Raw genomic sequence first — 24,477 nt, forward strand, 5'->3', positions numbered from 1 at the left:
CACCGGGCGCAGCGTCTGCGGGACTTGTTCCCGAATAGGCCGCGAAAGTCGTATCGATAGCCTCAGATATCTGTCTGGTCACGGATTACGTCGATTATATGTTAGGAAATCACTGGTTTGACGGGGAAAATCGTCATTTCCAGCTGCCGCGGCCTGCCCCCTGGCGCACAGAAAAGCCGCTGAAATCGCGCCTCAACCTTGACGCTGGGCCGCCAGCCCCTTATAGCTCCGCCGTTCCTGAAATGGACGGTTTAAACCCCCACGTGACCCCTTTGGGCGGTCCGGGGCGATACTAGGTTTCGCCAAAGGATTACACGATGTCTCGGCGCTGCGAATTGACGGCCAAGGGCCCTCAGGTTGGCCACAAGGTCAGCCACTCGAACCACAAGACCAAGCGCCGGTTCCTGCCGAACCTGTGCAACGTCACCCTGATCTCGGAAACGCTGGGCCGCAACGTGCGCCTGCGCGTCTCGACCAATGCGCTGAAGTCGGTCGATCACAACGGCGGTCTCGACGCGTTCCTGCTCAAGGCCAACTCCGGCGACCTGTCGCCGAAGGCGGTCGAGCTGAAGCGCCAGATCGAAAAGAAGAAGCTCGCCGCTGCGAGCTGATCCTTCGATCCGCAATTTAAGATTTCAAAGAGGCCGGGTTTCGACCCGGTCTTTTTTTGTTTTCGTGCGAAGCAGACACCGTCATTGCGAGGAGCGTAGCGACGAAGCAATCCATTTCTTTCCGTTTCAAAGAGTGGATTGCTTCGCTTCGCTCGCAATAACGAAGAAAACGCGAGCGGTGGACGATAACAGTCACTCCTCAACGAGCGTGAACTGCAGCAACAGCGTGCGCTGGATCATCGAGAAATTATCGTCGGACACCATGGTCACGACCGTATCGCCGTCCGCCGTGACATGGGTGTCGATGCCTTCCATGTTGTCGATCTCGTAGCCGAGATCGACCTCAAAAATTGTCGGCCCATCAATCACCGCACCGGGAACGACGGAGGCGAGCGGCACCCTGCGAATCCGGATGCCGACACCTTCCAGCATCGAAAATTTCCGTTCGAGCAGCAAAAGATCGCCGGACGGCAGCAGGGTGGCATCGCTGATATCGAAATTTTTCGTCAGCCTGACGGAGAACTGTCCCGGCGACGGGCCGCCGAGCAGAAAGCCCTGGATGTTTCCCGACGCATCAAGCCCGCGCTCCGAAATCGCGATCAGCGTGCCGGCGAGCGGCTGTCCCTTGGGAACGAATACCAGCGTTTCCAGCCCCTTGTTGAAGGGCAACTTGCCGATTTCGGGCGGCACCGGCACGATCTCCCCGCGCGACCTGATCCCGCCCTTGCTGAAATCGAACCGCAGGATCTGATTGACCCGCTCGAGACCCACATAGACGGTCGAACCATCGAGAGCGAGGGACTCGCTGTCGAACCAGCCGCGCGCTGTAATCTTCTTGCCGTCGCTGTCCAGCATCGGCGCGGACTTCACATCGGCAAGTCCAGTCATGACCTTGCCGCGATAGGCGATCCGGCCGGTGAACCAGTTCCCCTTGTCGCTCAGGGCGATGAACTGTTCGCCCTTTTTATCCAGCCGCAATCCCGACAGGCCGCCGAAGCCGCGAAACGATGACGTCAGCACCAGGCCGCTGCGGAATTCCAGCGAACCATAGCGGATGTGAGAGGCATCGCGTGGATCGAACGACTCGATCCTGCGGGCGTTGACCTCGACGGAAGAGGTTTGCGCGTGCGCGAACTCTGCGCCTGCGCCCAACATGCCGGCCGGAAGCGCCGCCATGGCGTTCCGCAGAAACGACCGGCGGCTGATGTCGATGGCCATGATCTCAGGAATGCAGTCTGCGGCGGCGCGGCGTCGGAGCCTCAGTATGAGTCTCGGTGAAAAGCTCGGCCAGCTTCTCGGTGATGGCGCCGCCGAGTTCTTCCGCATCCACGATGGTGACCGCGCGGCGATAGTAGCGCGTCACGTCGTGGCCGATACCGATCGCGATCAGTTCGACCGGCGAGCGGGTCTCGATCTCTTCGATGATGTGACGCAGATGCCGCTCGAGATAGTTGCCCGGATTGACCGACAGCGTCGAGTCGTCCACCGGCGCACCGTCCGAAATCATCATCAGGATCTTGCGCTGCTCCGAGCGCCCGAGCAGGCGCTTGTGCGCCCAGTCGAGCGCTTCGCCGTCGATGTTTTCCTTGAGCAGGCCCTCGCGCATCATCAGGCCAAGGTTCTTGCGCGCGCGCCGCCATGGCGCGTCCGCCGACTTGTAGATGATGTGACGCAGATCGTTGAGGCGGCCCGGATTGGCAGGCTTGCCCGCCGCCAGCCACGCCTCGCGCGACTGACCGCCCTTCCACGCCCGCGTGGTGAAGCCGAGAATCTCGACCTTGACGCCGCAGCGCTCCAGCGTCCGCGCCAGAATGTCGGCGCAGGTCGCAGCTACCGTGATGGGACGGCCGCGCATCGAGCCGGAATTGTCGAGCAGCAGCGTCACCACCGTGTCGCGGAAGGTCGCTTCCTTCTCGTGCATGAACGACAGCGGATGGAACGGATCGGTGACCACACGCGACAGCCGCGCCGGATCGAGAATGCCTTCCTCGAGATCGAAATCCCAGGCGCGGTTCTGCTGCGCCATCAGCTTGCGCTGCAGGCGATTGGCCAGCCGCGCCACGATGTGCTGCAAATGCGCGAGCTGCTTGTCGAGATAGCTGCGCAGGCGCTCCAGTTCGTCGTGCTCGCATAGATCTTCCGCCGACACGACCTCGTCGAATTTCGGCGCAAAGGCATGATACTCCGGCCCGCGCGGCTCGTTGCCGCCGCGGCTGGGCGGGCGATGCGCCTCGCCCGGCGATTCGTCCTCGCCCATCTCGTTGTCGTCGAACGCATCGCTGGCGGACGCCTGCGCGCTCTCCATGGCGTTTTCCGACATCTCCTCGGTGGAGGATTGCGACTGGTCGGCGCTCATCTCCTCCGCCGACTCGGTGTCGGGTGAGCCGTCCGCGCCGGACTGATCCTTTTCGCCGTCGCGGTTCTCGTCCTGATTGTCGTCCTCGTCCTGATCGGCATTGCTCTCGTCGCCAAGCTCAAGCGCGTCCAGCAGATCGTGAACCACATCGCCGAAGCGTGTTTGATCTTCGGTGAACTCCTTCAATCGGTCGAGACGCGCACCGATCTTGTCTTCGAGGATCGGCCGCCACAGATCGACCATCTTGCGCGCTGCCGCCGGCGGCGCCTGGCCGGTCAGCCGTTCGCGCACCATCATCGCCAGCGCATCGGCCAGCGGCGCATCGGCGCGGTCGGTGATCTCGTCGTATTTGCCGCGATGGAAATGATCGTCGAGCATCGCGGTGAGGTTCTTGGCGACGCCGCTCATCCGCTTGGCGCCGATGGCCTCGACGCGGGCCTGCTCGACGGCATCGAACACGCCGCGCGCCTGCGGATTGCCCGGCACCAGCTTGCGGTGAACCTTCGGGTCGTGACAGGCGATGCGCAGTGCAATTGAATCGGCATGGCCGCGCACGATCGCCGCGTCCTTGCGGGTCAGCTTGCGCGCCGGTTCGGGCAGCCGCGCCTTGCCGGGCGAGAGGCCCGGACGTTCGGCGGCAAACGTCACTTCAAGTTCAGGCTGCTTGGCGATGGCCCGCAATGCGGACGTCACCGCGCGCTTGAACGGCTCTGTCGGAGATTCCTTCGACCCGGTCCTGAACTTGATATTGGACGTGCTCATTGCGGCGTGGACCTCACGCTTCGCTTTCTGACTCCCTCCCCCTTGCGGGGAGGGTGGCGCATCGAGAGCGAAGCGAACGATGCGTCGGGTGGGGAGCTACAAGTTCTGTACTGCGTCGACCCCCAACCCCGGCCTCCGCTTCGCTCGGCCGACCCTCCCCGCAAGGGGGAGGGATTCAACCAGCGCACGCGATGACTCGCGCAGAAGACGTCAGCTCAGCGCGACATTCACCGAAGATTCCGGCAGCTCCGCATTAAAGCAGCGCTGATAGAACTCCGCCACCAGCGGACGCTCAAGCTCGTCGCACTTGTTCAGGAAGGTGACGCGGAATGCGAAGCCGATGTCGCCGAAGATCTCGGCGTTCTCAGCCCAGGTGATGACGGTGCGCGGCGACATCACCGTCGACAGGTCGCCGTTGGCGAACGCGTTGCGCGTGAGGTCCGCAAGACGGACCATCTTGTTGACAGTGTCGCGGCCGGCATCGGTGCGATAGTGCTTCGCCTTGGCGAGCACGATCTCGACTTCCTCGTCATGCGGCAGATAGTTCAGCGTGGTCACGATCGACCAGCGGTCCATCTGACCCTGGTTGATCTGCTGGGTGCCGTGATAGAGGCCCGAGGTGTCGCCGAGACCGATGGTGTTGGCGGTCGAGAACAGGCGGAACGCCGGATGCGGCTTGATGACCTTATTCTGGTCGAGCAGCGTCAGGCGGCCGGAGACTTCCAGCACGCGCTGGATCACGAACATCACGTCCGGGCGGCCGGCGTCGTACTCGTCGAACACCAGCGCGACGTTGTGCTGAAGCGCCCACGGCAGGATGCCGTCACGGAACTCGGTGACCTGCTTGCCATCCTTGACGACGATGGAGTCCTTGCCGACGAGATCGATACGGCTGATGTGGCTGTCGAGGTTGACGCGCACGCAAGGCCAGTTGAGGCGGGCCGCGACCTGCTCGATGTGCGTCGACTTTCCGGTGCCGTGGAAGCCGGTGACCATGACGCGGCGGTTCTTGGAGAAACCGGCGAGGATCGCGAGCGTGGTGGCGCGGTCGAAACGATAATCCGAGTCGACGTCGGGCACATGGGGATCGCTGTTGGAATAGGCAGGAACCTCGAGATCGCTGTCGATACCGAAGACCTGACGAACCGACACTTTCATGTCGGGGAGGTTCGTGGGTTCCTGCGATAGAGTCGTGGCGGCGCTCATCAATCCTCCGTGGTCCCGGATGCTCCCGAAACCAGACGTGCTTGCTGCGGGTGGGGTGCGTGATTCAACCTAGCAGACAGATGCAAACGGCAGAAGCCCACCATACAATGAAAGTTCCAGTGTATTTTCATTGAGATAAGCTATTTTTGCGCGTTTGGTAGGTCTGCCCTGCGATTGTGACCATACGCGCCGGGTGTCTGGAGCCGGTTTTGTCGTTTTTGAGAGCCGATCTCGCCGCTTCGCCGCCGGTTCCTGCGGTGTATTTTACCGTCTGACGCCGGCAGTGGACCTCCCGTGAATTACCTCAATCAGTTGATCGGCTTCGTCTCGCTTCACGCCGAGCTTGCCTATGCCGCGATTTTCCTGGCGGCGTTTCTCGAAGCCATTCCTATCCTGGGCACGCTCGTTCCGGGATCGACCGTCATTCTGGCCCTCAGCGCCCTGATCCCCGCCGGCAGCCTTGGCCTCACACCGGTCCTGGCTTCCGCCATCGCCGGCGCGGTGATCGGAGAAGCTCTCGCCTACTCGATCGGCTACGTCAGCCAGCGCGAGATCCTGACATCATGGCCGATGTCGAAATACCCGGCGGTCATGGCGCAAAGCGAGGAGTTCTTTCACCGTTACGGGACATTTGCGGTGTTCTTCGCGCGTTTCGTCCCGCCGGTCCGCGCGCTCGTCCCGGTCGTGGCTGGCGCACTCGGCATGCCACCGCGCCGCTTTTATCCCGCAAGCATCGCGGCCTGCCTGTTATGGGCGCCGGCGCATGTATTGCCGGGCCTTCTCGCCGGTTCCGTTGCCGAGCGATGGGGCGCCAAAGTCGAACACTATGGATTCCCGCTGGTCGGCGGCATCATCGCGATCGGGACGATCGTGGTCGCGGTTCACTACTGGCACAGCCGGCGCAAAACGGCTGCTCCGGCCGAGAAGCGCTCCAGCCAGCAGTGAGCATTCCATGAAGCGCAATACCGGACGGAGCGGGACCTTCAACGACAGCAATGTCGCGAAGGTTTTCGCGGCCTACCCCGAGGACGTCCGCGCTAAACTGATGAAGCTGCGTGCCATCATTTTCGAGACCGCGGAAACCATCGACGGTGTCGGTCCGCTGGAGGAAACGCTGAAATGGGGCCAGCCCAGCTATCTCACGACTGAAACCGGCAGCGGCAGCACGATCCGTATCGACCGCGAAAAATCCGACGGCCGCGTCGCGATGTATTTCCATTGCCAGACCGATCTCGTTGAGACCTTCCGGGAGCTTTATCCGACGCAGATGGAGTACGGCGGCGACCGCAGTATCCTGTTCAAGGTGGCAACGCGGATTCCGGAAAACGCGCTGCGCCACTGCGTCGGGCTGGCGCTGACCTATCACGCGCGCGCAAAGTCTCTTCGAAAAACAAGACGCCTTCGAAGAACAAGGCTGCGTCGAAGAAAAAAGCAATCGGGGTAAAGAAGGCCGTTTCAAAGAAACAGCGCGAACCCGGCAAGCCGGAACAGCCCGCGCTCAGGACGCGCGCACGACCGTCTTGAGATAGTTGTAGGCCTTGATGATCTCGATCAGGCGGTCTTCGGTCGAGCGATCGCCGCCGTTCGCATCGGGATGATGCTGCTTCACCAGCAGCTTGTATTTGGCTTTCACCGTCTCAAGCGTCGCGTCGGGACCGAGACCCATGACCAGCAACGCCTTCTTCTCGGCATTGAAGATCTTTCGCGTCTCGACTTTCGGCTCCTCCGCCTTCGCATTCGAACGCCAGCGGCTCCGGCCATTCATCTCGCTGAAGACGCTGAAAGGATCGACAGCGTCGTCCAGGTTGACCGCGCCGGACTTGCCTTTGCCCTTCGCTCCGTTCTGACCCATCTTCCAGGTCGGACGGTGTCCGGTCTGCGCATCCTTCTGGTAGGTGGCGACCGCCTCGTCGCTCATGCCCTGGAAGAAATTGTAGCCCTGATTGTATTCGCGGACGTGGTTCAGGCAGAAATGCCAGTATTCTTTCTCGTTTCCGCGGCCCTTCGGTGCACGATGCGCACCCCTGTTCTTGCAGCCCGGCGCTTCGCACATCACAGCTTCCTCGCGCGCAGCAGCCTGCTGCTTCGCGCTCTGCTTGTTGGGCTTGATGCGAATGCTGTCGAAGAATTTGGATGAGTCGATGGCCATGGCTGCTACGATAACGCCTTGCTGGAAGCGTGAATTTTGACGGTCGCGGATTATACATCACCGCGACGGTGAACCGCAATTGAAACGGTCATTGACCTTGGCGAATAACGCACGATATTGCGCAGATCATGACCGCAAAAGATCACATCACAAAGAAGTTGAGCGAAGCTTTCGCGCCCGAAAGCCTCGATGTCGCCGACGAATCCCATCTGCATGAGGGCCACGCGGGCCACAGGCCGGGCGGCGAGACGCATTTCAGGATATATATCGTGTCGAAGGCGTTCGAAGGAAAGAGCCGGATCGAGCGCCATCGCATGATAAACACGCTGCTGGCGCCGGAACTCGCCGGCTCCGTTCACGCGCTGGCGATGCACACCTACGCCCCCGGTGAAGACGCCCGGCGGCCCGCCCCTGCCAAGGCGTGCAAACACTGATGCACTGATTGTTGCCGATCAGCCGCCGCAAATTTAACTGCTGCGCAAAGATCTGCGACCCCCACCCCCGACCCCTCCCCGCAAGGAGGAGGGGAGCAGGGAGCGCTCCCGTCATCTATCTTGTCGCCTCACATCATCTATCTCATCACCCCACATCGTCGTCGGTGGCGCTAGAACGCCGTTCCCGCTTTCGGCTTTTTCTCGGGCGTGCCGCTGTCGCGCGGCAGCGGCACGATCCATCAATTACTCCCCTCCCCCTTGCGGGGAGGGGTCGGGGGTGGGGGTCAACGCATCCTGAATCTCAAGAAGCACACCGTCCAGATTCCGGATCACATCGTGATTCCAGAACCGCAATACACGATAACCTTCTGCCTCGATCTTTTTCGTTCGCGTCTCGTCAGCCACCCGCTGCACGTCGTGCTGGCCACCATCAAGCTCAATAACAAGCTTTGCCCGGCGACTGACAAAATCGACAATGAACGGGCCAATCAATCCCTGCCGCCGGAAGTGCGAGCCGGTCAACGCAATGTCGTGACGAAGGCGCTGCCATAGGACACGTTCAGCATCGGTCGGCTGGGCGCGCATACGCCGTGCGAACTGTCGCTGACGATCATTCATTGCACGCTCACGTCACGCTTGGCCAACCCCCACCCCCGACCCCTCCCCGCAAGGGGGAGGGGAGCAGGGAGCGCTCCCGTCATCTATCTCATCGCCTCACATCGTCGTCGGTGGCGCTAGAACGCCGTTCCCGCCTTCGGCTTTTTCTCCGGCGCGCCGCTTTCACGCGGCAGCGGCACGATCCGCAGCGCCGTGATGCGGTTGCGCTCACGCCGCAGCACCCTGAAACGGAATCCGTGGAAGGTGAAGCTCTGACCCCGGTCCGGGATCGAGCGCGCTTCATGGATAACGAGACCGGCGATGGTCGTCGCTTCCTCGTCCGGCAGATGCCAGTCCATCGCGCGGTTCAGATCGCGGATCGGCACCGAGCCCTCGACCACCACCGATCCATCCGGCTGGGCCCGGACACCGGCGACCACCACATCGTGCTCGTCGGAGATGTCGCCGACGATCTCTTCCAGAATGTCTTCCAGAGTCACCAGGCCTTCGACCTCGCCATATTCGTCGACCACAAGCGCAAAGTGAGTCTTGCGGCGGCGGAAGGCCTTGAGCTGCTCGGACAGCGGCCGCATCTCGGGCACGAACCACGGCGGCAAGGCGAGCGCACCGACATCGATCTTGGAAAGATCGCCGTCGTTGGCGCGGATGGCGCGCAGCAGATCCTTGGCGTGCAAAACGCCGATGATGTTCTCGGGTTTCTCGCGCCAGAGCGGGATACGGGTATATTCGGACTCGAGAATTCCCTTGATGACCGCGTCAGGCGGGCCGTCCGCGTTGACGCTGACCATCTTGGTGCGGTGGACCATCACGTCGGACACAGCAAGATCGCCGAACCGGAACACGTTCTGGATGTATTCGGCTTCGCCGCTCTCGATCTTTCCGTGCTCGGCCGACTCTTCCACAAGCCCTTCGATTTCGGAGTCGGTGAGAATTTCGCTCGTTGAGGATTCCTTGACGCCCAGCATCCGCAGGATGCCCCGCGACGCGCCGTTGAGCAGCCAGTTCAGCGGATAAAGAACGAGAAAGGAGACATAGAGCGGATACGCGATCCATTGCGAGACCGGCACGGGCTGCCTGATCGCAAGCGTTTTCGGCACCTGCTCGCCGATCACGATATGCAGCGACGAGAACACCAGAAAGCCTGTGATGAAGGCCGCGAAATGCAGCGCGGACTCCGGCATTCCCAGCGGCTCGAGCACCGGCTTGAGCAGCGCCGCAACGGTCGGCTCGCCGACCCAGCCGAGACCGAGCGAGGCCATGGTGATGCCAAGCTGGCAGCACGCGAGATAGGCTTCGATATTGCCCATCATTTTCATCAGCAGCCGTGCGCCGAAGCGGTTCTGCTCGGCCATCGCCTTGACGCGAAACCCGCGGCTTTTCACCAGCGCGAATTCCGCCGCCACATAGAATGCGTTGGCGGCGAGCAGAAGGACCGCGATGAGCAGATTGACGGCGGCTGAATTCATGTTTGTCCCGCGACTGCCTCGTCCTTATGCGGTGCGCCGACGACAAGTCCTGGCATTCCGCGTTGAGACAGCATCACCTCACCCCGACAATTTTTCCTGAAGAAACGCACGAACCGTCGACGGATCGACGTCGTTGACGATCACTGCCTTGCCGACCTGTTCCAGCAGGATGAACGTCAATCGCCCGCGCTTCACTTTCTTGTCCTGCGCCATCAGCGTCATCAGCGTGTCCGCATCCGCAAGACCTTCCTGCTGAAAGCCGGCGATGTCCTGCACCTTGGTCGGCAGACCGACCGAGGCGAGGTGACGCTGCACGCGCGCGGCATCGGACGCAGAGATCATGTTCAGACGCGCCGAGAATTCGGCGGCCAGCACCATGCCGACAGCAACCCCTTCGCCGTGGAACAGGCGATCGGAAAAACCGGTCGCCGCTTCCAGCGCGTGGCCGAAGGTGTGCCCGAGATTAAGCAATGCGCGGTCGCCGGTTTCGCGCTCGTCACGCGCCACGATCTCGGCCTTGGCGCGGCAACTGGCGGCGATGGCCTGTTCACGCGCGGCTCCGCCGGAAAATATCTCGCCGTGATGAGCCTCCAGCCAGTCGAACAACGCCGCATCGCCGAGCACGCCGTATTTTGCGACCTCCGCATAGCCCGCGCGGAACTGGCGCGGCGACAGTGTATCGAGCACCGCCGTATCCGCGATCACCAGCACCGGCTGATGAAAGGCGCCGACGAGATTCTTGCCGTGCGGAGAGTTGATCCCGGTCTTGCCGCCCACCGATGAATCGACCTGCGCAAGCAGCGATGTCGGCACCTGCACGAAATCGACCCCGCGCCGGACGATCGAGGCCGCGAAGCCCGCAAGATCGCCGATCACACCGCCGCCGAGCGCAATCACCAGATCGTTGCGCTCGATCTTCGCCGCGATCAGTCCTTCGGAAACCTCCTGCAACACCGCGTAGCTCTTGGACGCCTCGCCCTCGCCCACCACGATCCGCGACGATGCAATGCCGGCATCCGCCAGCGCCGCCTCGGTCTTGCCGAGCCAGTGTCTGGCGACGGTGCGATCGGTCACGATGGCCGCGCGTGCGCCGGGCCGCAGCGCGGCGATGCGATGGCCGAGCGAGGGCAGCACATCGCGGCCGATGACAATGTCATAGGCGCGGTCGCCGAGGGCGACGCCGACGGTCACCGGGTTATTAGTCTTGATGGGAGCGGTCATTGTGTTTCGCTTGAGGAAGAGGATGCCGCGCCTGACAACAGGTGTGCGGCCAGCGCGTCGATGCATTCATCGACGATTTTCTCGTGCGGCACATCGCGCGACGCGATCGCCAGATCGGCAAGCTGATAGAACGGACTGCGCTCACCGATCAGACGCGCGATGGTCGCAGCCGGATCGGCAGTCTGCAGCAGCGGCCGGTCGGCGCGGCGCTTGACCCGCCTGAGAATGATATCGCCGTCCGCCTGAAGCCAGATGGAGACGGCCTTGTCATGAATTCGCCTGCGCGTCTCCTCGCGCATGAACGCGCCGCCGCCGGTGGCGATCACGCAGGGGCCGGTCTCCAGCAGCCGCGCGATCACCCGGGCTTCACCATCGCGAAAATAGGGTTCGCCATGCTGCGCGAAGATTTCGCTGACCGTCATGCCCGCATGCGCGATTTCGATTTCATGATCAGCATCGAGAAACGGCACATGCAGCCGCGCACCCAGCCGGCGCCCGATGGTTGACTTGCCCGACCCCATCATGCCGACAAGCACGATCGAGCGGCCGCCCAGAGCCGCGACGATGTCGGCCTCGTGGGTCATGCCGTCCTGATGGCTGGCTGCGGTTTCTGTCATCTCTGGCCCGGTTGGCCGCAAATGCGGCTAAGCTCATGTGTCACCTATACTACTCCTGCCGATCCCGTTGCCAGAGACTCTTGCCGAAACGGCGCGAACATGTTGGTAGTTTAGTCGGTCCGAACCGCAGTGTTCCGGCGGTCAACACGCCTTTGGCGCCGCATCTCAAAGGTTAATTTCGAGGCTATTCGCGATGCCCAGCCTGTTTCGCTTCCTGACTGTCGTGGCGGTGCTCGGCGGGCTGATCTACGGCGGCATCTTTGCGCTCGCCAATTTCGTCAATCCCAAGCCGCGCGAAATGACGGTCAGCGTTCCGCCCGACAGATTTCTCAAGAAGTAGGCGGCTGGAGGAACGTCATGCCGTCCGACAAATCCTCCGACGCACGGCTCACCGGCCTGTTCCTCGATATGCTCGCGGCTGAGCAGGGCGCCGGCGCCAACACGCTCGACGCCTATCGCGGCGATCTCGAAGACCTCTCCGAATTTCTCGCGCGGCGCAAATCCACCTTCATGAATGCCGACACCCAGACACTGCGCGACTATCTGGCCGACCTCGACACCCGCGGATTCAAATCGTCGAGCGTGGCGCGCAAGCTCTCGTCGACGCGTCACCTGTTTCGCTTTCTTCTCAGCGAACGTGTGCGCGGCGATGACCCGGCTGCAATCCTGTCAGGCCCGAAACGCGGGCGCGCATTGCCGAAGGTGCTGTCCATCGCCGATGTCGATCGTCTGCTGACGCAGGCCAAGGCGCTGTCGGTTGCGCCCGAACAATCGCCGCTGCAACGACTGCGCGCGCTCCGGCTCTCCTGTCTGCTCGAGATTCTTTACGCGACGGGGCTTCGCGTCTCGGAACTGGTGGCGCTGCCGCTCTCCGCCGCGCGGCGCGACGCACGTATGATCGTGGTGCGCGGCAAGGGCAACAAGGAACGTCTGGTCCCGCTCAACGAAACGTCGAAGCAGGCCATGGCCGACTATCTCGCCGCCCTTGACGAGACGCGGCGCACGCAGAAGAAGGCATCGGCGGCATCGAAGTGGCTGTTTCCGTCATCCGGCGAAAGCGGCCATCTGACGCGGCAGCATTTCGCCCGCGACCTCAAAGAATTAGCGATGGCCGCGGGCATTGCGCCGCGGCTGATCAGTCCCCACGTCTTGCGTCACGCATTCGCTTCCCATCTTCTGCACAATGGAGCCGATCTGCGGATCGTCCAGACGCTGCTCGGCCATACCGACATTTCCACGACCCAGATTTACACCCATATCGTCGAGGAGCGACTAAAGAGCCTGGTGCGCGATCTGCATCCATTGGCCGACACATGAGGCGACGAAAAGCCCAACAATATCGACACTCTTGACCACGGCGCTTGACTTGGGAGCGCTTCTTGACTTGAAAGACCCCACGAAAGACCTCAATCCTCGATCAAGAGCGACCAAAAGACCGATTCGCGCGCCCTTCGCCCAATCGTGCCCGCCCCTTATATTTGTCACATGCCGGACCTGATGCGCAGTTATCTGGACTTTGAAAAACCCGTCGCCGAACTCGATGCCAAGGTGGACGAGTTGCGTGCGCTTGCCGCCAGCGGCAGCGACATCAGCGAAGAAGTGTCGCGCATTGAAGAGAAGGCGGCGCAGGCGCTGACCGAACTGTATTCCGACCTGACGCCATGGCAGAAAACCCAGGTTGCGCGTCATCCGCTGCGGCCGCATTGCCTCGATTACGTCAGGCAGCTCATCACCGAGTTCACGCCGCTCGCGGGCGACCGCAAGTTCGGCGACGACGAAGCGCTGATCGGCGGCTTCGGCCGTTTCAGAGGCGAAAGCATTTGCGTGATCGGCCAGGAGAAGGGCGCGACCACCGAAACCCGGCTCAAGCATAATTTCGGCATGGCCAAGCCCGAGGGCTATCGCAAGGCCGTCCGGCTGATGGAAATGGCGGATCGCTTCGGTATCCCCGTGCTGTCACTGGTGGACACCGCGGGCGCCTATCCCGGTATCGGCGCGGAGGAACGCGGACAGGCGGAAGCGATCGCGCGATCCACCGAAGCCTGTCTCAATCTCGGCGTGCCCAATGTCGCCGTCATCATCGGCGAGGGCGGCTCAGGCGGCGCGATCGCGATTGCCACCGCGAACCGCGTGCTGATGCTCGAACACGCGGTGTACAGCGTGATCTCACCGGAAGGCGCGGCCTCGATCCTGTGGCGCGATTCGACGAAAGCGCAGGAAGCCGCGATCAACATGAAGATCACTGCGCAGGATCTCGCCCGCTTCGGTGTGATCGACACCATCCTGAAGGAACCGCCGGGCGGCGCGCACCGCGATCCACAAGCCATGATCTCCCGGACCGGCGACGCCATCGCGCAGGCCTTCAACGACATGCGCAGCCTCGATTCCAAGGCGGTCCGCAACCAGCGCCGGCAGAAGTTCCTCGATATCGGACGCAAGCTCGGCTAGGGCGTCGCCCAAGCCAAATCTGCGCAATCCATGCGGCGAAGTCACATCGTGGCTTTTTCGAGACAGGCCCGCTTCTGGCCTGGCCGTTTTTCCCCTGTATTTTGATTTACTTAGCGTTGACCATAAAACGCTTCCCGTCCCTGCGGGACAGGCCGCTCGGCTTGCGACAGAGGGGTATTTAAGGATAATAATTGCTCAATTGCTGACGCACGTTTTTAGCCAAAAAGCCAACCTCGCTTTTACGACGAAAACACGTGCGGCCTCTTTTAACAGACAGTGTTTTCCGGCCGCCTCCTGCGCGCCACTTTGCCGGAAGACGATCTGTTACCGGGGTCGAGTCTTGGGTCTAGCCGGAGTATGGGGATTGCCGGTCTGCCGCGGAGCCTTGCATGATTGACCGCACGCACATTCGCGCGCTTGTCACGTCGGCTGCGCTTGCGGCCGGCGTTTTGCTTGCTGGATGCAACGGCGAACAGCTCTCGCCGAGTTCAAAGGCCAATCGCCCGATCCCCGACAAGCTGCTCGCCGACATCGAAACGAAGAACATGGACAAGGCGTCGCCGATCCTTGTCCGCCTGTTCAAGCAGGAAGCCGAACTCGAAGTCTGGAAGCAGGACCGCAACGGCAAGTTCGCGCTGCTGAAGACCTACCCGATCTGCCGCTGGTCGGGAGACCTTGGACCGAAGGTCAAGGAAGGCGACCGTCAGGCGCCGGAAGGCTTCTACTCGATTACCCCGGCGCAGATGAATCCGACGTCGGCGTATTTCCTGTCGTTCAACATGGGCTATCCCAATGCCTACGATAAGGCATGGGGCCGCACCGGATCGCAGTTGATGGTCCACGGCGATTGCTCGTCGCGCGGCTGCTACGCGATGACCGACGAGCAGATCTCGGAAATCTATGCGCTCGGCCGTGAATCCTTCTTCGGCGGCCAGAACGCATTTCAGGTGCAGGCCTATCCGTTCCGCATGACGCCGCAGAACATGGCCCGCCACCGCAACAATCCGAACATGCCGTTCTGGAAGATGATCAAGGAAGGCAACGATCACTTCGAGGTCACGAAGCAGGAGCCGAAGGTCGATTTCTGCGAGAAGAAGTACGTCTTCGACGCGGAGAAGCCCGCAGGTTCGACCCGCCCGCTGACCTTCAACGCCTCGGCGCAATGCCCCGCCTATCAGGTTTCGCCCGAGATCGCCGAAGCGGTCCAGGACAAGCAGCGTCAGGATGAATTGAAGACCGCGCAACTGATCTCGCGCGGCACGGCGACGGCGCGTTCGCGCGCCGGTATCGACGGCGGCATGCATCCGGTGTTCGCCTCCAAGCTGCCCGAAGGCGAAGCCGCGATCGACAAGGACGTCACCGACTATACGGTCGCGGCGTATCTGCCTGCTCCGGGCACCATTCCCGCTCACGCGACCCTTCCAAAGGCGCCGGAAACCGCGCCGTCGTTCAGCTTCACCTCATCGTCCAACAGCGAGCCGGTGGTGGCGGTGACCAGCACGACGCCTGCTGCATCTTCCAATGCCAGCGCGAGCTCGTCCGAGGGCTTCCTCAGCAAGCTGTCCCGTTCCGTCGGCCTGCGCGGATCCGATCCCCAGCCTGCCGTGGCGCCGGCAAAGCCCACCGCGGTGACCACTGCACCGAAGGCAAAGTCGCCCGGTCCGACCAGGGAAGCCGCCAAGAGCACCCCGCCACGCGTTATTCCGCTCGATCGTTCGCAGCAGGCTCAGGCGCCCGCCAAGCCTGCCGCTCCGGCGCCTGCGACCACAGCCGCGGCAGCCGCGCCCGCCGCTCCGGCATCTCAGCCGTCGCTGGCCGGGGCTCAGCCCGCAGTGCAGGCGAACTCCTTCGACAGCCGCTGGTCGACGGTCCGCTAAGCAAGCGTCATTACCGCACATAAAAACGCCGGTCTTTCGACCGGCGTTTTTTATTCAGCGGGTTGGACTGCTCAGGCGAACTTGCCGTGGCAATGCTTGAACTTCTTGCCGGAACCGCAGGGGCAATCCTCGTTGCGGCCGACCTTGCCCCAGGTCGCAGGATTCTGCGGATCGCGCTGGGCGGCCGGGACGGGCGCGAGAGCGGCCTGTGCAAAGGCCATCTCGTCCTCACCGGTATTCGGATTGAGCTTGTGCGCTTCCATCTGCGGCAGTTCCGGCTGCTCGTCCGGCGGCACGATCTCGACGCGCACCAGTTGGGCGGTCACCGCCTCGCGCAGGTGCGAGATCAGGCCCTCGAACAGATTGAACGCCTCGGACTTGTACTCCTGCAACGGATCGCGCTGTCCGTAGCCGCGCAGACCGATCACCTGCCGCAGGTGATCCAGCATCACCAGGTGCTCGCGCCACAGATGATCCAGCGTCTGAAGCAGGATCGACTTTTCGACATAGCGCATGACATCGGGACCGAACTGGGCCGACTTCGCCGCCATGTGTTCGTCGACGCGCTGCTCGATGCGCGACAGCATCTCCTCGTTGGCGATGCCTTCTTCCTTGGCCCATTCATCGACCGGCAGATCGAGATCGAGGACGCGCTTCAATTCGTCCTTCAGGCCGGCGACGTCCCACTGTTCGGCGTAGGCATGCTCGGGCACGTGCTTGGCAACAAGATCGTCGACGAGCGCATGGCGCATGTCGGCGACGGTCTCGGCGACGTTCTGGTCGCGCATCAGATCGATGCGCTGATCGAAGATCGCCTTGCGCTGGTCGTTCTGCACGTCGTCGAACTTGAGCAGGTTCTTGCGGATGTCGAAGTTGCGCGCCTCGACCTTCTGCTGCGCCTTTTCGAGCGCCTTGTTGATCCACGGATGGATGATCGCCTCGCCCTCCTTGAGGCCGAGACGGGTCAGCATGCTGTCGAGCCGGTCCGATCCGAAGATGCGCATCAGATCGTCTTCGAGCGACAGATAGAACTTGGTGCGGCCGGGATCGCCCTGACGGCCGGCGCGGCCACGAAGCTGATTGTCGATGCGCCGGGATTCGTGACGCTCCGAGCCGATAATGTAGAGGCCGCCCGGCTTGGTGATGGTCTTGGCCGGCTTGCTGCCCTTCGCCGGTTCGATCTCGATCACTTCCTCGGATTTCAAAACCATCTCGCGGAAGCGTTCGATGTCGGCCTTGATCTGTTCGATCTTGGCCTTTTTCTCGGCCTCATCCGTGATGTCGGCGGTCTCGATCTGGCTGCGCATTTCCAGCGAACCGCCGAGTTTGATGTCGGTGCCGCGGCCGGCCATGTTGGTCGCGATGGTGATCGCGCCCGGCACGCCGGCTTCAGCCACGATGTAGGCTTCCTGTTCGTGGAAGCGCGCGTTGAGAACCGCGAACAGCTTGGCGGGCTTGCCCGCGCGCGCGGCTGCGTAGAGCTTCTCCAGCGCCTTCGGATTGCCGAAGTCGATCTGCTTGTAGCCGTTCTTGGCGAGATACTCGCCCAGCACTTCCGACTTCTCGATCGACGCCGTGCCGACCAGCACCGGCTGCATGCGCTTGTTGGCCTGCTCGATCTCCGCGAGGATCGCACGATGCTTTTCCTCGGCGGTGCGATAGACCTCGTCGTCCTCGTCGAGACGCGCGATCGGCACGTTGGTCGGGACCTCGATGACCTCGAGCTTGTAGATGTCGAACAGTTCGTCCGCTTCCGTCGCCGCCGTACCGGTCATGCCGGCGAGCTTGTCGTACATGCGGAAGTAGTTCTGGAACGTGATCGAGGCCAGCGTCTGGTTTTCAGGCTGGACCGGCTGATGTTCCTTGGCTTCCAGCGCCTGATGCAGACCTTCCGAATAACGGCGGCCCGGCATCATACGGCCGGTGAACTCGTCGATGATGACCACTTCGCCGTCGCGGACGATGTAGTCCTTGTCGCGCTGGAACAGCGAGTGCGCACGCAGCGCCTGATTGATGTGGTGAACGACGGAGACGTTCTCGACGTCGTAAAGCGAATCGCCCTTGAGCTGGCCGGCGGCCTGCAACAGGTTCTCGATCTTCTCCATGCCGGCTTCGGTCAGCGTGACGGTGCGCTGCTTCTCGTCGACCTCGAAGTCCGTCACCTTTTCCAGTTTCGGAATGTAGGTGTCGATGGTGTTGTAGAATTCGGAGCGATCGTCGAGCGGTCCGGAAATGATGAGCGGCGTGCGGGCTTCGTCGATCAGGATCGAGTCGACTTCGTCGACAATGGCGTAAGCGTGACCACGCTGGACCATGTCCTCGAGCCGATACTTCATGTTGTCGCGCAGATAGTCGAAGCCGTACTCGTTGTTGGTGCCGTAGGTGATATCGCAGGCATAAGCCGCCTGACGCTCGGCATCGTCGAGACCATGGACGATCACGCCGGTGGTCATCCCGAGGAAGCCGTAGATCTGCCCCATCCAGGCGGAGTCGCGCTTGGCGAGATAGTCGTTGACGGTGACGACGTGAACGCCCTTGCCGGCGAGCGCATTGAGATAGACCGCCAGCGTCGCCACCAGCGTTTTGCCTTCGCCGGTTTTCATTTCGGCGATGTCGCCTTCATGAAGCACCATGCCGCCGATCAGCTGCACATCGAAATGGCGCTGACCGAGGGTCCGCTTGGCGGCCTCGCGAACGGTGGCGAATGCAGGAACCAGGAGGTCGTCGAGGGTCTTGCCTTCCGCGATCTGCTTGCGGAACTCCGCGGTCCGCGCCTTCAGCGCCTCGTCGGACAGGGCCGCGATCTCGGGTTCCAGCGCGTTAATCGCGTCGACGCGGGCTTGGTATCCCTTGATCCGCCGGTCGTTGGCGGAGCCGAAAAACTTGCGGGCGAGCGCGCCGAGCATGAAAAATTCCTGTCTTGCAGTTGGCGTTGCGGCTGAAAGTCACCGCAGCCCTGAAACCGGTATGAAACGTCCGCAGAATTGCTGGTGGAGCAAACCCTTGCGCGAATCCTCGAGGATGAGTGCGGGAGCGAATTCTAAAGGTTCACCCGCTTGAGCGCGGCAAAGCCCCGCAGCAGCCAGGAGAGCCTGCCGGGAGAGATATGGGCCGTCCAAAGCCTTGTCAACGCGCGAACCTGTCAAGGATTTCATGATTTTGGCGGGTTTTTCACGTTGCGTCCGGGCAGAGGTTGGGCGAGTGTCCGGCCTCCCGAACCGCCCGGTCCTCCGGTCTTTGAGATTCGCATCATCACGAAGCGAACGCCGGCTCGGTAACCAGCCTTTGACCCATAAGGATTTTCCATGACCGTTTCTCCGAACCGCACAGCCTCCCACACCGGACTGGGCGCGCGACTAGGACTGCTCACATCGGCCGCTGCAATTTGTCTCACGGTCGTTCTGAGCACCGGCCAGCCGCTCCGCGCGCAGGACGCCAACGCCGTGATCGCAAAGGTTAACGGGGCCGAGATCCGCCAGAGCGATCTGACCGTCGCCGAGGAAGAGCTGGGACCGAGCCTCCAGCAGATGGACCCCGCGACCCGCCGCGACAATCTGATCGCCTTCCTGATCGATATGAAAATCGTCGCCAAGGCGGCCGAAGCCAAGAAGATCGGCGACTCGGCAGAGTTCAAGCAGAAAATCGCCTTCGCGCGCGACCGTCTTTTGATGGACAGCCTGCTCGCGACCGAAGGCAAGGCGGCCGTCACCGACGAGGCCATGAAGAAGGTCTATGAGGACGCCACCAAGCAGGTCTCGGGCGAGAAGGAAGTCCGCGCCCGGCACATTCTGGTCCCGACCGAAGAAGAAGCGAAGGCGATCAAGGCCGAACTCGACAAGGGCGCCGACTTCGCCAAGCTCGCCAAGGAAAAATCCAAGGATCCGGGCGCGGCCGACGGCGGCGATCTCGGCTTCTTCACCAAGGAACAGATGGTGCCGGAATTCTCCGCCGTCGCCTTCGCGCTCGAGCCCGGCAAGATTTCCGATCCCGTGAAGTCACAGTTCGGCTGGCACATCATCAAGGTCGAGGAAGCCCGCGACCGCAAGCCGCCGGACTTCGAGCAGGTGAAGGGCCAGATCCAGAACTTCGTGATCCGCAAGGCGCAGGCCGACTACGTCACCAAGCTGCGCACCGAGGCCAAGGTCGAACGCACCGACAAGCCGGCCGATGCTGCCGCTCCGGCTGCCACGCCGGATGCCAAGGCTGCTCCGGCGGCACCGGCGAAGAAGAAGTAAATCGACTTGTTGCCTTCTCCCCGCAAGTGGGGAGAAGGTGGCAAGCGCTTGCGAGCCGGATGAGGGGCCGAATGTTACCGATTTGCCCCTCACCCGACTTTCTCGCTGCGCGCGAAAGCCGACCTCTCCCCGCAGGCGGGGAGAGGTGATACAGAGCGCTCATCCTCACCAAGGAATTGAGCCCTCATGTCCACCGCCGTCTCCCCGCTCGCCCCCACCGATGTTCCTGACATGCCGCAGATCGACGGCGTGCGCCTTGCGACGGCGGCCGCCGGCATCCGCTACAAGAACCGCACCGACGTGCTGCTGGCGCTGTTCGACAAGGGCACCACGGTGGCCGGCGTGTTCACGAAATCGAAGTGCCCGAGCGCCGCGGTGGACTGGTGCCGCGCCAGGCTCAAGGGCGGCGAGGCCCGTGCGCTGGTGGTCAATTCCGGCAATGCCAACGCCTTCACCGGCAAAACGGGAAAGCAGGCAACCACGCTGACCGCATCGATCGCCGCGAAAGCAACCGGCTCGACTCCGGCCAAAATCTTTCTCGCCTCCACCGGCGTGATCGGCGAACCGCTCGACGCCACCAAGTTCAACGGCGTGCTCGATGATCTTGCAAAGGCCGCCGAACCCGATGGATGGATGAACGCGGCCACCGCGATCATGACCACCGACACGTTTCCGAAGGTTGCCACAGCCACGGTCAAGCTCGGCAAAGCCAAGGTCACCATCAACGGGATGGCCAAGGGCGCAGGCATGATCGCGCCGGACATGGCAACGATGCTGTCCTTCATCTTCACCGACGCACCAATCTCAGCAGCCGCGCTGCAATCGCTGCTCAAGACCGGCGTCGAGGATACGTTCAACGCGGTGACCATCGATGGCGACACCTCGACTTCGGACACCTTGCTGGCCTTCGCCACCGGTGCCGCGGCAGCACATGGCGCACCGAAAATCACCCGTGCCTCCGATCCGCGCCTGAAAGCGTTCACCAAGGCCTTCAACGGCATTCTGGCTGATCTCGCCGAACAGGTCGCGCGCGACGGCGAAGGCGCGCGCAAGCTGGTCGAGGTTGTGGTCGAAGGCGCAACGTCAAAGACGTCCGCGCGGAAAATCGCGATGTCGATCGCCAACTCGCCGCTGGTGAAGACCGCGATCGCGGGCGAGGACGCCAACTGGGGCCGCGTGGTGATGGCCGTCGGCAAGGCCGGCGAGCCCGCCAACCGCGACAAGCTGTCGATTGCGTTCAATGGCATCCGTGTCGCCACTAAGGGCGCGCGCGATCCGTCCTATGATGAGAAGGAAGTCTCCGCGCTGATGAAGCAGCCGAAGATCCAGATCAAGGTCGGGCTTGGTCTCGGCAAGGGCCGCGACCGCGTGCTGACCTGCGATCTCACCAAGGAATATGTTGCCATCAACGGCGACTACCGCTCGTGATCAAACTCGTCCTTGTTGTCGCCTGCGCACTGATCGACACGGACAACCGTGTCCTGATCGCGCAGCGTCCCGAAGGCAAGACGCTTGCGGGCCTGTGGGAATTCCCCGGCGGCAAACTGGAGCCCGGCGAACGGCCGGAGCCGGCGCTGATCCGCGAACTCGCGGAGGAACTCGGCATCAAGGTGGAGGAGCCGTGCCTCGCGCCCCTCACCTTCGCCAGCCACAGCTATGAGACCTTCCATCTGCTGATGCCGCTTTACATTTGCCGGAAGTGGGAAGGCACCATGACGCCGCACGAAGGCCAGCAGCTCGCATGGGTGCGCGCCAACAAGCTGCGCGATTATCCGATGCCGCCCGCGGACATTCCGCTGATCGCCCATCTGACCGATTTGCTGCTGTAGGCGCGGCGATCTCTTCCCTCCGTCATTCCGGGATGCGCCGAAGGCGCAGGCCCGGAATCCATGATTGCGACGATCTCCTGAGTGGCCACGGATTCCGGGCTCGCGCAACGCGCGCCCCGGAATGACGGCGGAAAATATTGCGGGCGCGCGGCTCGAAACATTTCGTGATGGGGATACGCGTCCCCGTGTTCTGAACCGCGCTTAAGTTCACTGCGTCCTGTTCGTGAGGGGCGCTTTCTAGAGGCGTCTTGAGAGCGGAGCAGGATGCGGCGCCTGCGCGCGTGTCTCGCACACACGTCGCCCGGGAGGCTGGGGTCAGTGTCCGGGCCAACTACGTGGCTCTGCCTTCAATGGCTGGACGCGGACAGGCACGAACGCGGCGAAAGCCGCCGGATCGGGGCGTGAAAGCGTCCGTCCTGTCCCGGAAGAACACTCCCCTCGCCAAAAATCGCCGCTGATGGCGCGCCGCAGGGCGACGCGCTTTCCTCTCGCACAGGAAAGCGAACCAATATCTTTGCGCCTTTCGGCGCGCCACGCCCCTCATATGAGGGGCACGACCAAAGCTCACCTCGCGCGATGCGCGAGCACAATGTCGCGCGTGTCACAGTATCACGCGCGTAATAAAAGTGGCTGTTTGATATTTGAATCGGAAAATTGAAGTGGCGCGCGCTGTCGCATTACACCCAATCGTCGTCCCCGCGAAGGCGGGCACCCATAACCACCGAACATCCTGATGATGGCGAGAAGATTGCTCCGGCATCTCCCTCAAATCGAGAACTCAGGGAGTATGGGTCCCCGCCTTCGCGGGGACGACATCGAGAAAAATCACGTGGTATCCTTGCGCGCCTTGTTCACCGCGTGCGCCAGCGACATTTTCGCCGAACCGGGCTTGAGCGGCTTCTGCTGGCTCTCGTGCGGCGCCCATCCCGACAGCCAGACCACATCGAACGTCGCGCGGATGCGTCCGTCGGGATCGGAAAACCGCTCGGCATAAACCTGCGCCATCTTCAGAAACGTGGCGCGGCGCGACGGCGTGCGGCGGCGCTCGTTCAGAATGTTGGTCGCGCCCATGCGCCGCAAATCCTGCATCAGCGCAAACGCGTTGTCGTAGCGCACGACGATGCGGTCCACATCGGTCACCGGCAGTGCGAAGCCGGCGCGTTGCAACAGCGCGCCCAGATCACGCAGATCGGCGAACGGCGCCACCCGCGGCGACACGCCGCCTTCCACCTCGGCTTCAGCCGCAGCGAAGGATTGCCGCAGTTCGGTCAGCGTCTCGCCGCCGATCGTCGCGGCGAGAAACAGCCCGTCAGGCTTCAGGGCGCGCCGGATCTGCGCCAGCACTCCCGGCAGGTCATTGACGAACTGCAGCGCCAGCGCCGAGACCACGAGATCGACGGAGCTTGGCGCAAGCGCCAGCGGCTCGGTATCGGAGACCGGCAGCACCACCGCACGCAACTGCGGGACATTGTCTCTCAGCGCGTCACGCACCTGGTCGCCGGATGTGCCGAGATCGATGCCGTCGGAAAATTCGCGAAGCACCGCCTGCTGCCGCTCCGCCATGTCCTCGGCCACGCGGTCGAGCAGGAAGGACGCGGCCCCGTACTTCACCGCGCGAGTCTGCCGGTCGCGCAGCAGGGCGCGATCGAACAGGCGCGGCGGCATTTCGGTCGAAGGCGAGGTCATGGCCGTTGGTACGCCCTCGGAGACTGGTCTGGCAATTGCCTGCGTGCCGACCCGGCAAGCGCGTGTAAGAATCGGACCACTGGCCGCGCTTGTTTCCGGCAAGGACACGAACTAGCCTCTGGCAGCGGGGAAATCATGTCGGGGCTCGATCAGGCATCGTCACATCCTTCAGGCCGGTTGCGTCTGCCGCTGCTTGGCATGCTTCGAACCGCCCTCACCTCGCTGCCGCGGCTTGCTCTCGACATTGCCCTGCCGACGCTTTGTGTGTCGTGCCGCGAGCCCGTCTCCGGCGAAGGTGTCTGTGCGGCCTGCTGGGCCAAACTGTCGTTCATCGCGCCGCCGTTCTGTGCGCGGCTCGGGATACCCTTCGTCTACGATCCGGGACCCGGCCTGTTGTCGATGCAGGCCATCGCCAATCCACCGGCCTATCAGCGCGCGCGCGCCGCGGTCCGCTACGACGAGGTGGCGCGGACCATGGTCCATGCCCTGAAGTATCAGGACCGCACCGATCTGGCGCCGGCTATGGGGCGATGGATGGCGCGCGCCGGTCAGGAGCTTCTCAGCGAGGCCGATGCACTTGTCCCCGTGCCGCTGCATTGGCGGCGCGGATGGAGCCGCCGCTACAACCAGTCCGGCGCGCTGGCGGCGGTGATCGGCAAATCCGCAGATCTGCCGGTGCTCGGGAACGCCCTGCGCCGGGTGCGGCCGACGCTGCAACAGGTCGGTCTTTCCAAGGCTGACCGCGCGCTCAACGTGCAAGGCGCGTTCAAGGTGCCTTTAGAGAACAAATCTTCCGTGCAGGGCCGCCGGATTGTGCTGATTGATGATGTTTTGACCTCCGGCGCGACGGTCGATGCCTGCGCCCGTGCGCTGCTGCGGGCCAGGGCTGCGTCGGTGGATGTGCTGGTGTTCTCGCGGGTTGTGGACACGCTCCAGAGCCCCATATAATTTGGGTACTTCCC

22 protein-coding genes are annotated in these 24,477 nt (G+C 62.7%); 12 read left to right on the forward strand and 10 right to left on the reverse strand.

What is annotated here, in order from left to right; translation table 11 throughout:
* The first annotated feature begins 317 nt into the window (after window positions 1-317).
* On the forward strand, window positions 318-611 hold the full coding sequence (gene rpmB, locus ACP7AL_RS03795; RefSeq protein WP_006022419.1) for a 50S ribosomal protein L28: 294 nt from the start codon (window positions 318-320) through the stop codon (window positions 609-611).
* Between the two features lie 192 nt (window positions 612-803).
* Here rpmB and ACP7AL_RS03800 read toward each other — a convergent pair whose 3' ends face one another.
* The 3 genes from ACP7AL_RS03800 to cobS form a co-directional block, all read right to left on the reverse strand.
* Window positions 804-1,829: an esterase-like activity of phytase family protein gene (locus ACP7AL_RS03800; RefSeq protein WP_024920563.1), complete on the reverse strand. Its 1,026-nt coding sequence runs from the start codon at window positions 1,827-1,829 to the stop codon at window positions 804-806.
* A gap of 4 nt (window positions 1,830-1,833) precedes the next feature.
* Window positions 1,834-3,729, reverse strand: a complete 1,896-nt coding sequence (gene cobT / locus ACP7AL_RS03805; protein WP_006022421.1) for a cobaltochelatase subunit CobT — start codon at window positions 3,727-3,729, stop codon at window positions 1,834-1,836.
* A 210-nt stretch (window positions 3,730-3,939) separates the two neighbouring features.
* Complete coding sequence (gene cobS / locus ACP7AL_RS03810) at window positions 3,940-4,935, reverse strand: cobaltochelatase subunit CobS (RefSeq protein WP_425989039.1); 996 nt, start codon at window positions 4,933-4,935, stop codon at window positions 3,940-3,942.
* A gap of 294 nt (window positions 4,936-5,229) precedes the next feature.
* Here cobS and ACP7AL_RS03815 point away from each other — a divergent pair, with 294 nt between their 5' ends.
* Complete coding sequence (locus tag ACP7AL_RS03815) at window positions 5,230-5,880, forward strand: DedA family protein (RefSeq protein WP_024920564.1); 651 nt, start codon at window positions 5,230-5,232, stop codon at window positions 5,878-5,880.
* Window positions 5,881-5,887: 7 nt separating this feature from the next.
* Window positions 5,888-6,379, forward strand: coding sequence for a DUF1801 domain-containing protein (locus ACP7AL_RS03820; RefSeq protein WP_425989042.1), 492 nt, complete (start codon window positions 5,888-5,890; stop codon window positions 6,377-6,379).
* A 54-nt stretch (window positions 6,380-6,433) separates the two neighbouring features.
* On the opposite strand, the gene ACP7AL_RS03825 is transcribed toward ACP7AL_RS03820, so the two are convergent.
* On the reverse strand, window positions 6,434-7,084 hold the full coding sequence (locus tag ACP7AL_RS03825; protein WP_006022425.1) for a J domain-containing protein: 651 nt from the start codon (window positions 7,082-7,084) through the stop codon (window positions 6,434-6,436).
* A 128-nt stretch (window positions 7,085-7,212) separates the two neighbouring features.
* Here ACP7AL_RS03825 and ACP7AL_RS03830 point away from each other — a divergent pair, with 128 nt between their 5' ends.
* On the forward strand, window positions 7,213-7,518 hold the full coding sequence (locus ACP7AL_RS03830) for a BolA family protein (RefSeq protein ID WP_024920566.1): 306 nt from the start codon (window positions 7,213-7,215) through the stop codon (window positions 7,516-7,518).
* 243 nt (window positions 7,519-7,761) lie between these two features.
* On the opposite strand, the gene ACP7AL_RS03835 is transcribed toward ACP7AL_RS03830, so the two are convergent.
* The 4 genes from ACP7AL_RS03835 to ACP7AL_RS03850 form a co-directional block, all read right to left on the reverse strand.
* Window positions 7,762-8,136 (reverse strand): endonuclease domain-containing protein, encoded by a 375-nt coding sequence (locus tag ACP7AL_RS03835; protein WP_425989047.1) that lies wholly within the window; start codon window positions 8,134-8,136, stop codon window positions 7,762-7,764.
* A 116-nt stretch (window positions 8,137-8,252) separates the two neighbouring features.
* Window positions 8,253-9,602, reverse strand: a complete 1,350-nt coding sequence (locus tag ACP7AL_RS03840) for an HlyC/CorC family transporter (protein ID WP_425989050.1) — start codon at window positions 9,600-9,602, stop codon at window positions 8,253-8,255.
* 78 nt (window positions 9,603-9,680) lie between these two features.
* Window positions 9,681-10,823 carry a 3-dehydroquinate synthase gene (gene aroB, locus ACP7AL_RS03845; protein ID WP_425989054.1) on the reverse strand — a complete coding sequence of 381 codons (1,143 nt, stop codon included), beginning with the start codon at window positions 10,821-10,823 and terminating at the stop codon, window positions 9,681-9,683.
* Window positions 10,820-11,440: a shikimate kinase gene (locus ACP7AL_RS03850; protein WP_425989056.1), complete on the reverse strand. Its 621-nt coding sequence runs from the start codon at window positions 11,438-11,440 to the stop codon at window positions 10,820-10,822. The genes aroB and ACP7AL_RS03850 overlap by 4 nt, the downstream gene beginning before the upstream one ends.
* Before the next feature lie 193 nt (window positions 11,441-11,633).
* Between ACP7AL_RS03850 and ACP7AL_RS03855 the strand changes: the two genes are divergently transcribed.
* From ACP7AL_RS03855 to ACP7AL_RS03870, 4 genes are all read left to right on the forward strand, one after another.
* Entirely contained in the window at window positions 11,634-11,780 is a 147-nt protein-coding gene (locus tag ACP7AL_RS03855; protein ID WP_006022431.1) for a hypothetical protein, read from the forward strand.
* Between the two features lie 17 nt (window positions 11,781-11,797).
* On the forward strand, window positions 11,798-12,757 hold the full coding sequence (xerD, locus tag ACP7AL_RS03860; protein ID WP_425989058.1) for a site-specific tyrosine recombinase XerD: 960 nt from the start codon (window positions 11,798-11,800) through the stop codon (window positions 12,755-12,757).
* A gap of 168 nt (window positions 12,758-12,925) precedes the next feature.
* Window positions 12,926-13,888, forward strand: a complete 963-nt coding sequence (locus ACP7AL_RS03865; protein ID WP_024922058.1) for an acetyl-CoA carboxylase carboxyltransferase subunit alpha — start codon at window positions 12,926-12,928, stop codon at window positions 13,886-13,888.
* A gap of 389 nt (window positions 13,889-14,277) precedes the next feature.
* Window positions 14,278-15,765 (forward strand): L,D-transpeptidase family protein, encoded by a 1,488-nt coding sequence (locus ACP7AL_RS03870; protein ID WP_425989062.1) that lies wholly within the window; start codon window positions 14,278-14,280, stop codon window positions 15,763-15,765.
* Between the two features lie 71 nt (window positions 15,766-15,836).
* Here ACP7AL_RS03870 and secA read toward each other — a convergent pair whose 3' ends face one another.
* The gene (gene secA / locus ACP7AL_RS03875) at window positions 15,837-18,671 is read right to left on the reverse strand and encodes a preprotein translocase subunit SecA (protein WP_006022435.1); all 2,835 of its coding nucleotides are present in this window, start codon (window positions 18,669-18,671) and stop codon (window positions 15,837-15,839) included.
* A gap of 399 nt (window positions 18,672-19,070) precedes the next feature.
* On the opposite strand from secA, the gene ACP7AL_RS03880 reads away from it, so the two are divergent.
* From ACP7AL_RS03880 to ACP7AL_RS03890, 3 genes are all read left to right on the forward strand, one after another.
* The gene (locus ACP7AL_RS03880; protein WP_425989065.1) at window positions 19,071-20,000 is read left to right on the forward strand and encodes a peptidylprolyl isomerase; all 930 of its coding nucleotides are present in this window, start codon (window positions 19,071-19,073) and stop codon (window positions 19,998-20,000) included.
* A gap of 186 nt (window positions 20,001-20,186) precedes the next feature.
* Window positions 20,187-21,428 carry a bifunctional glutamate N-acetyltransferase/amino-acid acetyltransferase ArgJ gene (argJ, locus tag ACP7AL_RS03885; protein ID WP_425989067.1) on the forward strand — a complete coding sequence of 414 codons (1,242 nt, stop codon included), beginning with the start codon at window positions 20,187-20,189 and terminating at the stop codon, window positions 21,426-21,428.
* Complete coding sequence (locus ACP7AL_RS03890; protein ID WP_425989069.1) at window positions 21,425-21,829, forward strand: (deoxy)nucleoside triphosphate pyrophosphohydrolase; 405 nt, start codon at window positions 21,425-21,427, stop codon at window positions 21,827-21,829. The genes argJ and ACP7AL_RS03890 overlap by 4 nt, the downstream gene beginning before the upstream one ends.
* An 825-nt stretch (window positions 21,830-22,654) precedes the next feature.
* On the opposite strand, the gene ACP7AL_RS03895 is transcribed toward ACP7AL_RS03890, so the two are convergent.
* Window positions 22,655-23,515 carry a methyltransferase domain-containing protein gene (locus ACP7AL_RS03895; RefSeq protein ID WP_425989072.1) on the reverse strand — a complete coding sequence of 287 codons (861 nt, stop codon included), beginning with the start codon at window positions 23,513-23,515 and terminating at the stop codon, window positions 22,655-22,657.
* A gap of 135 nt (window positions 23,516-23,650) precedes the next feature.
* Here ACP7AL_RS03895 and ACP7AL_RS03900 point away from each other — a divergent pair, with 135 nt between their 5' ends.
* Complete coding sequence (locus ACP7AL_RS03900) at window positions 23,651-24,463, forward strand: ComF family protein (protein WP_425989074.1); 813 nt, start codon at window positions 23,651-23,653, stop codon at window positions 24,461-24,463.
* Window positions 24,464-24,477 lie beyond the last annotated feature (14 nt).

It is taken from the genome of Afipia sp. DC4300-2b1, assembly GCF_049895725.1.
Classification (GTDB): Bacteria; Pseudomonadota; Alphaproteobacteria; order Rhizobiales; family Xanthobacteraceae; genus Afipia; species Afipia broomeae.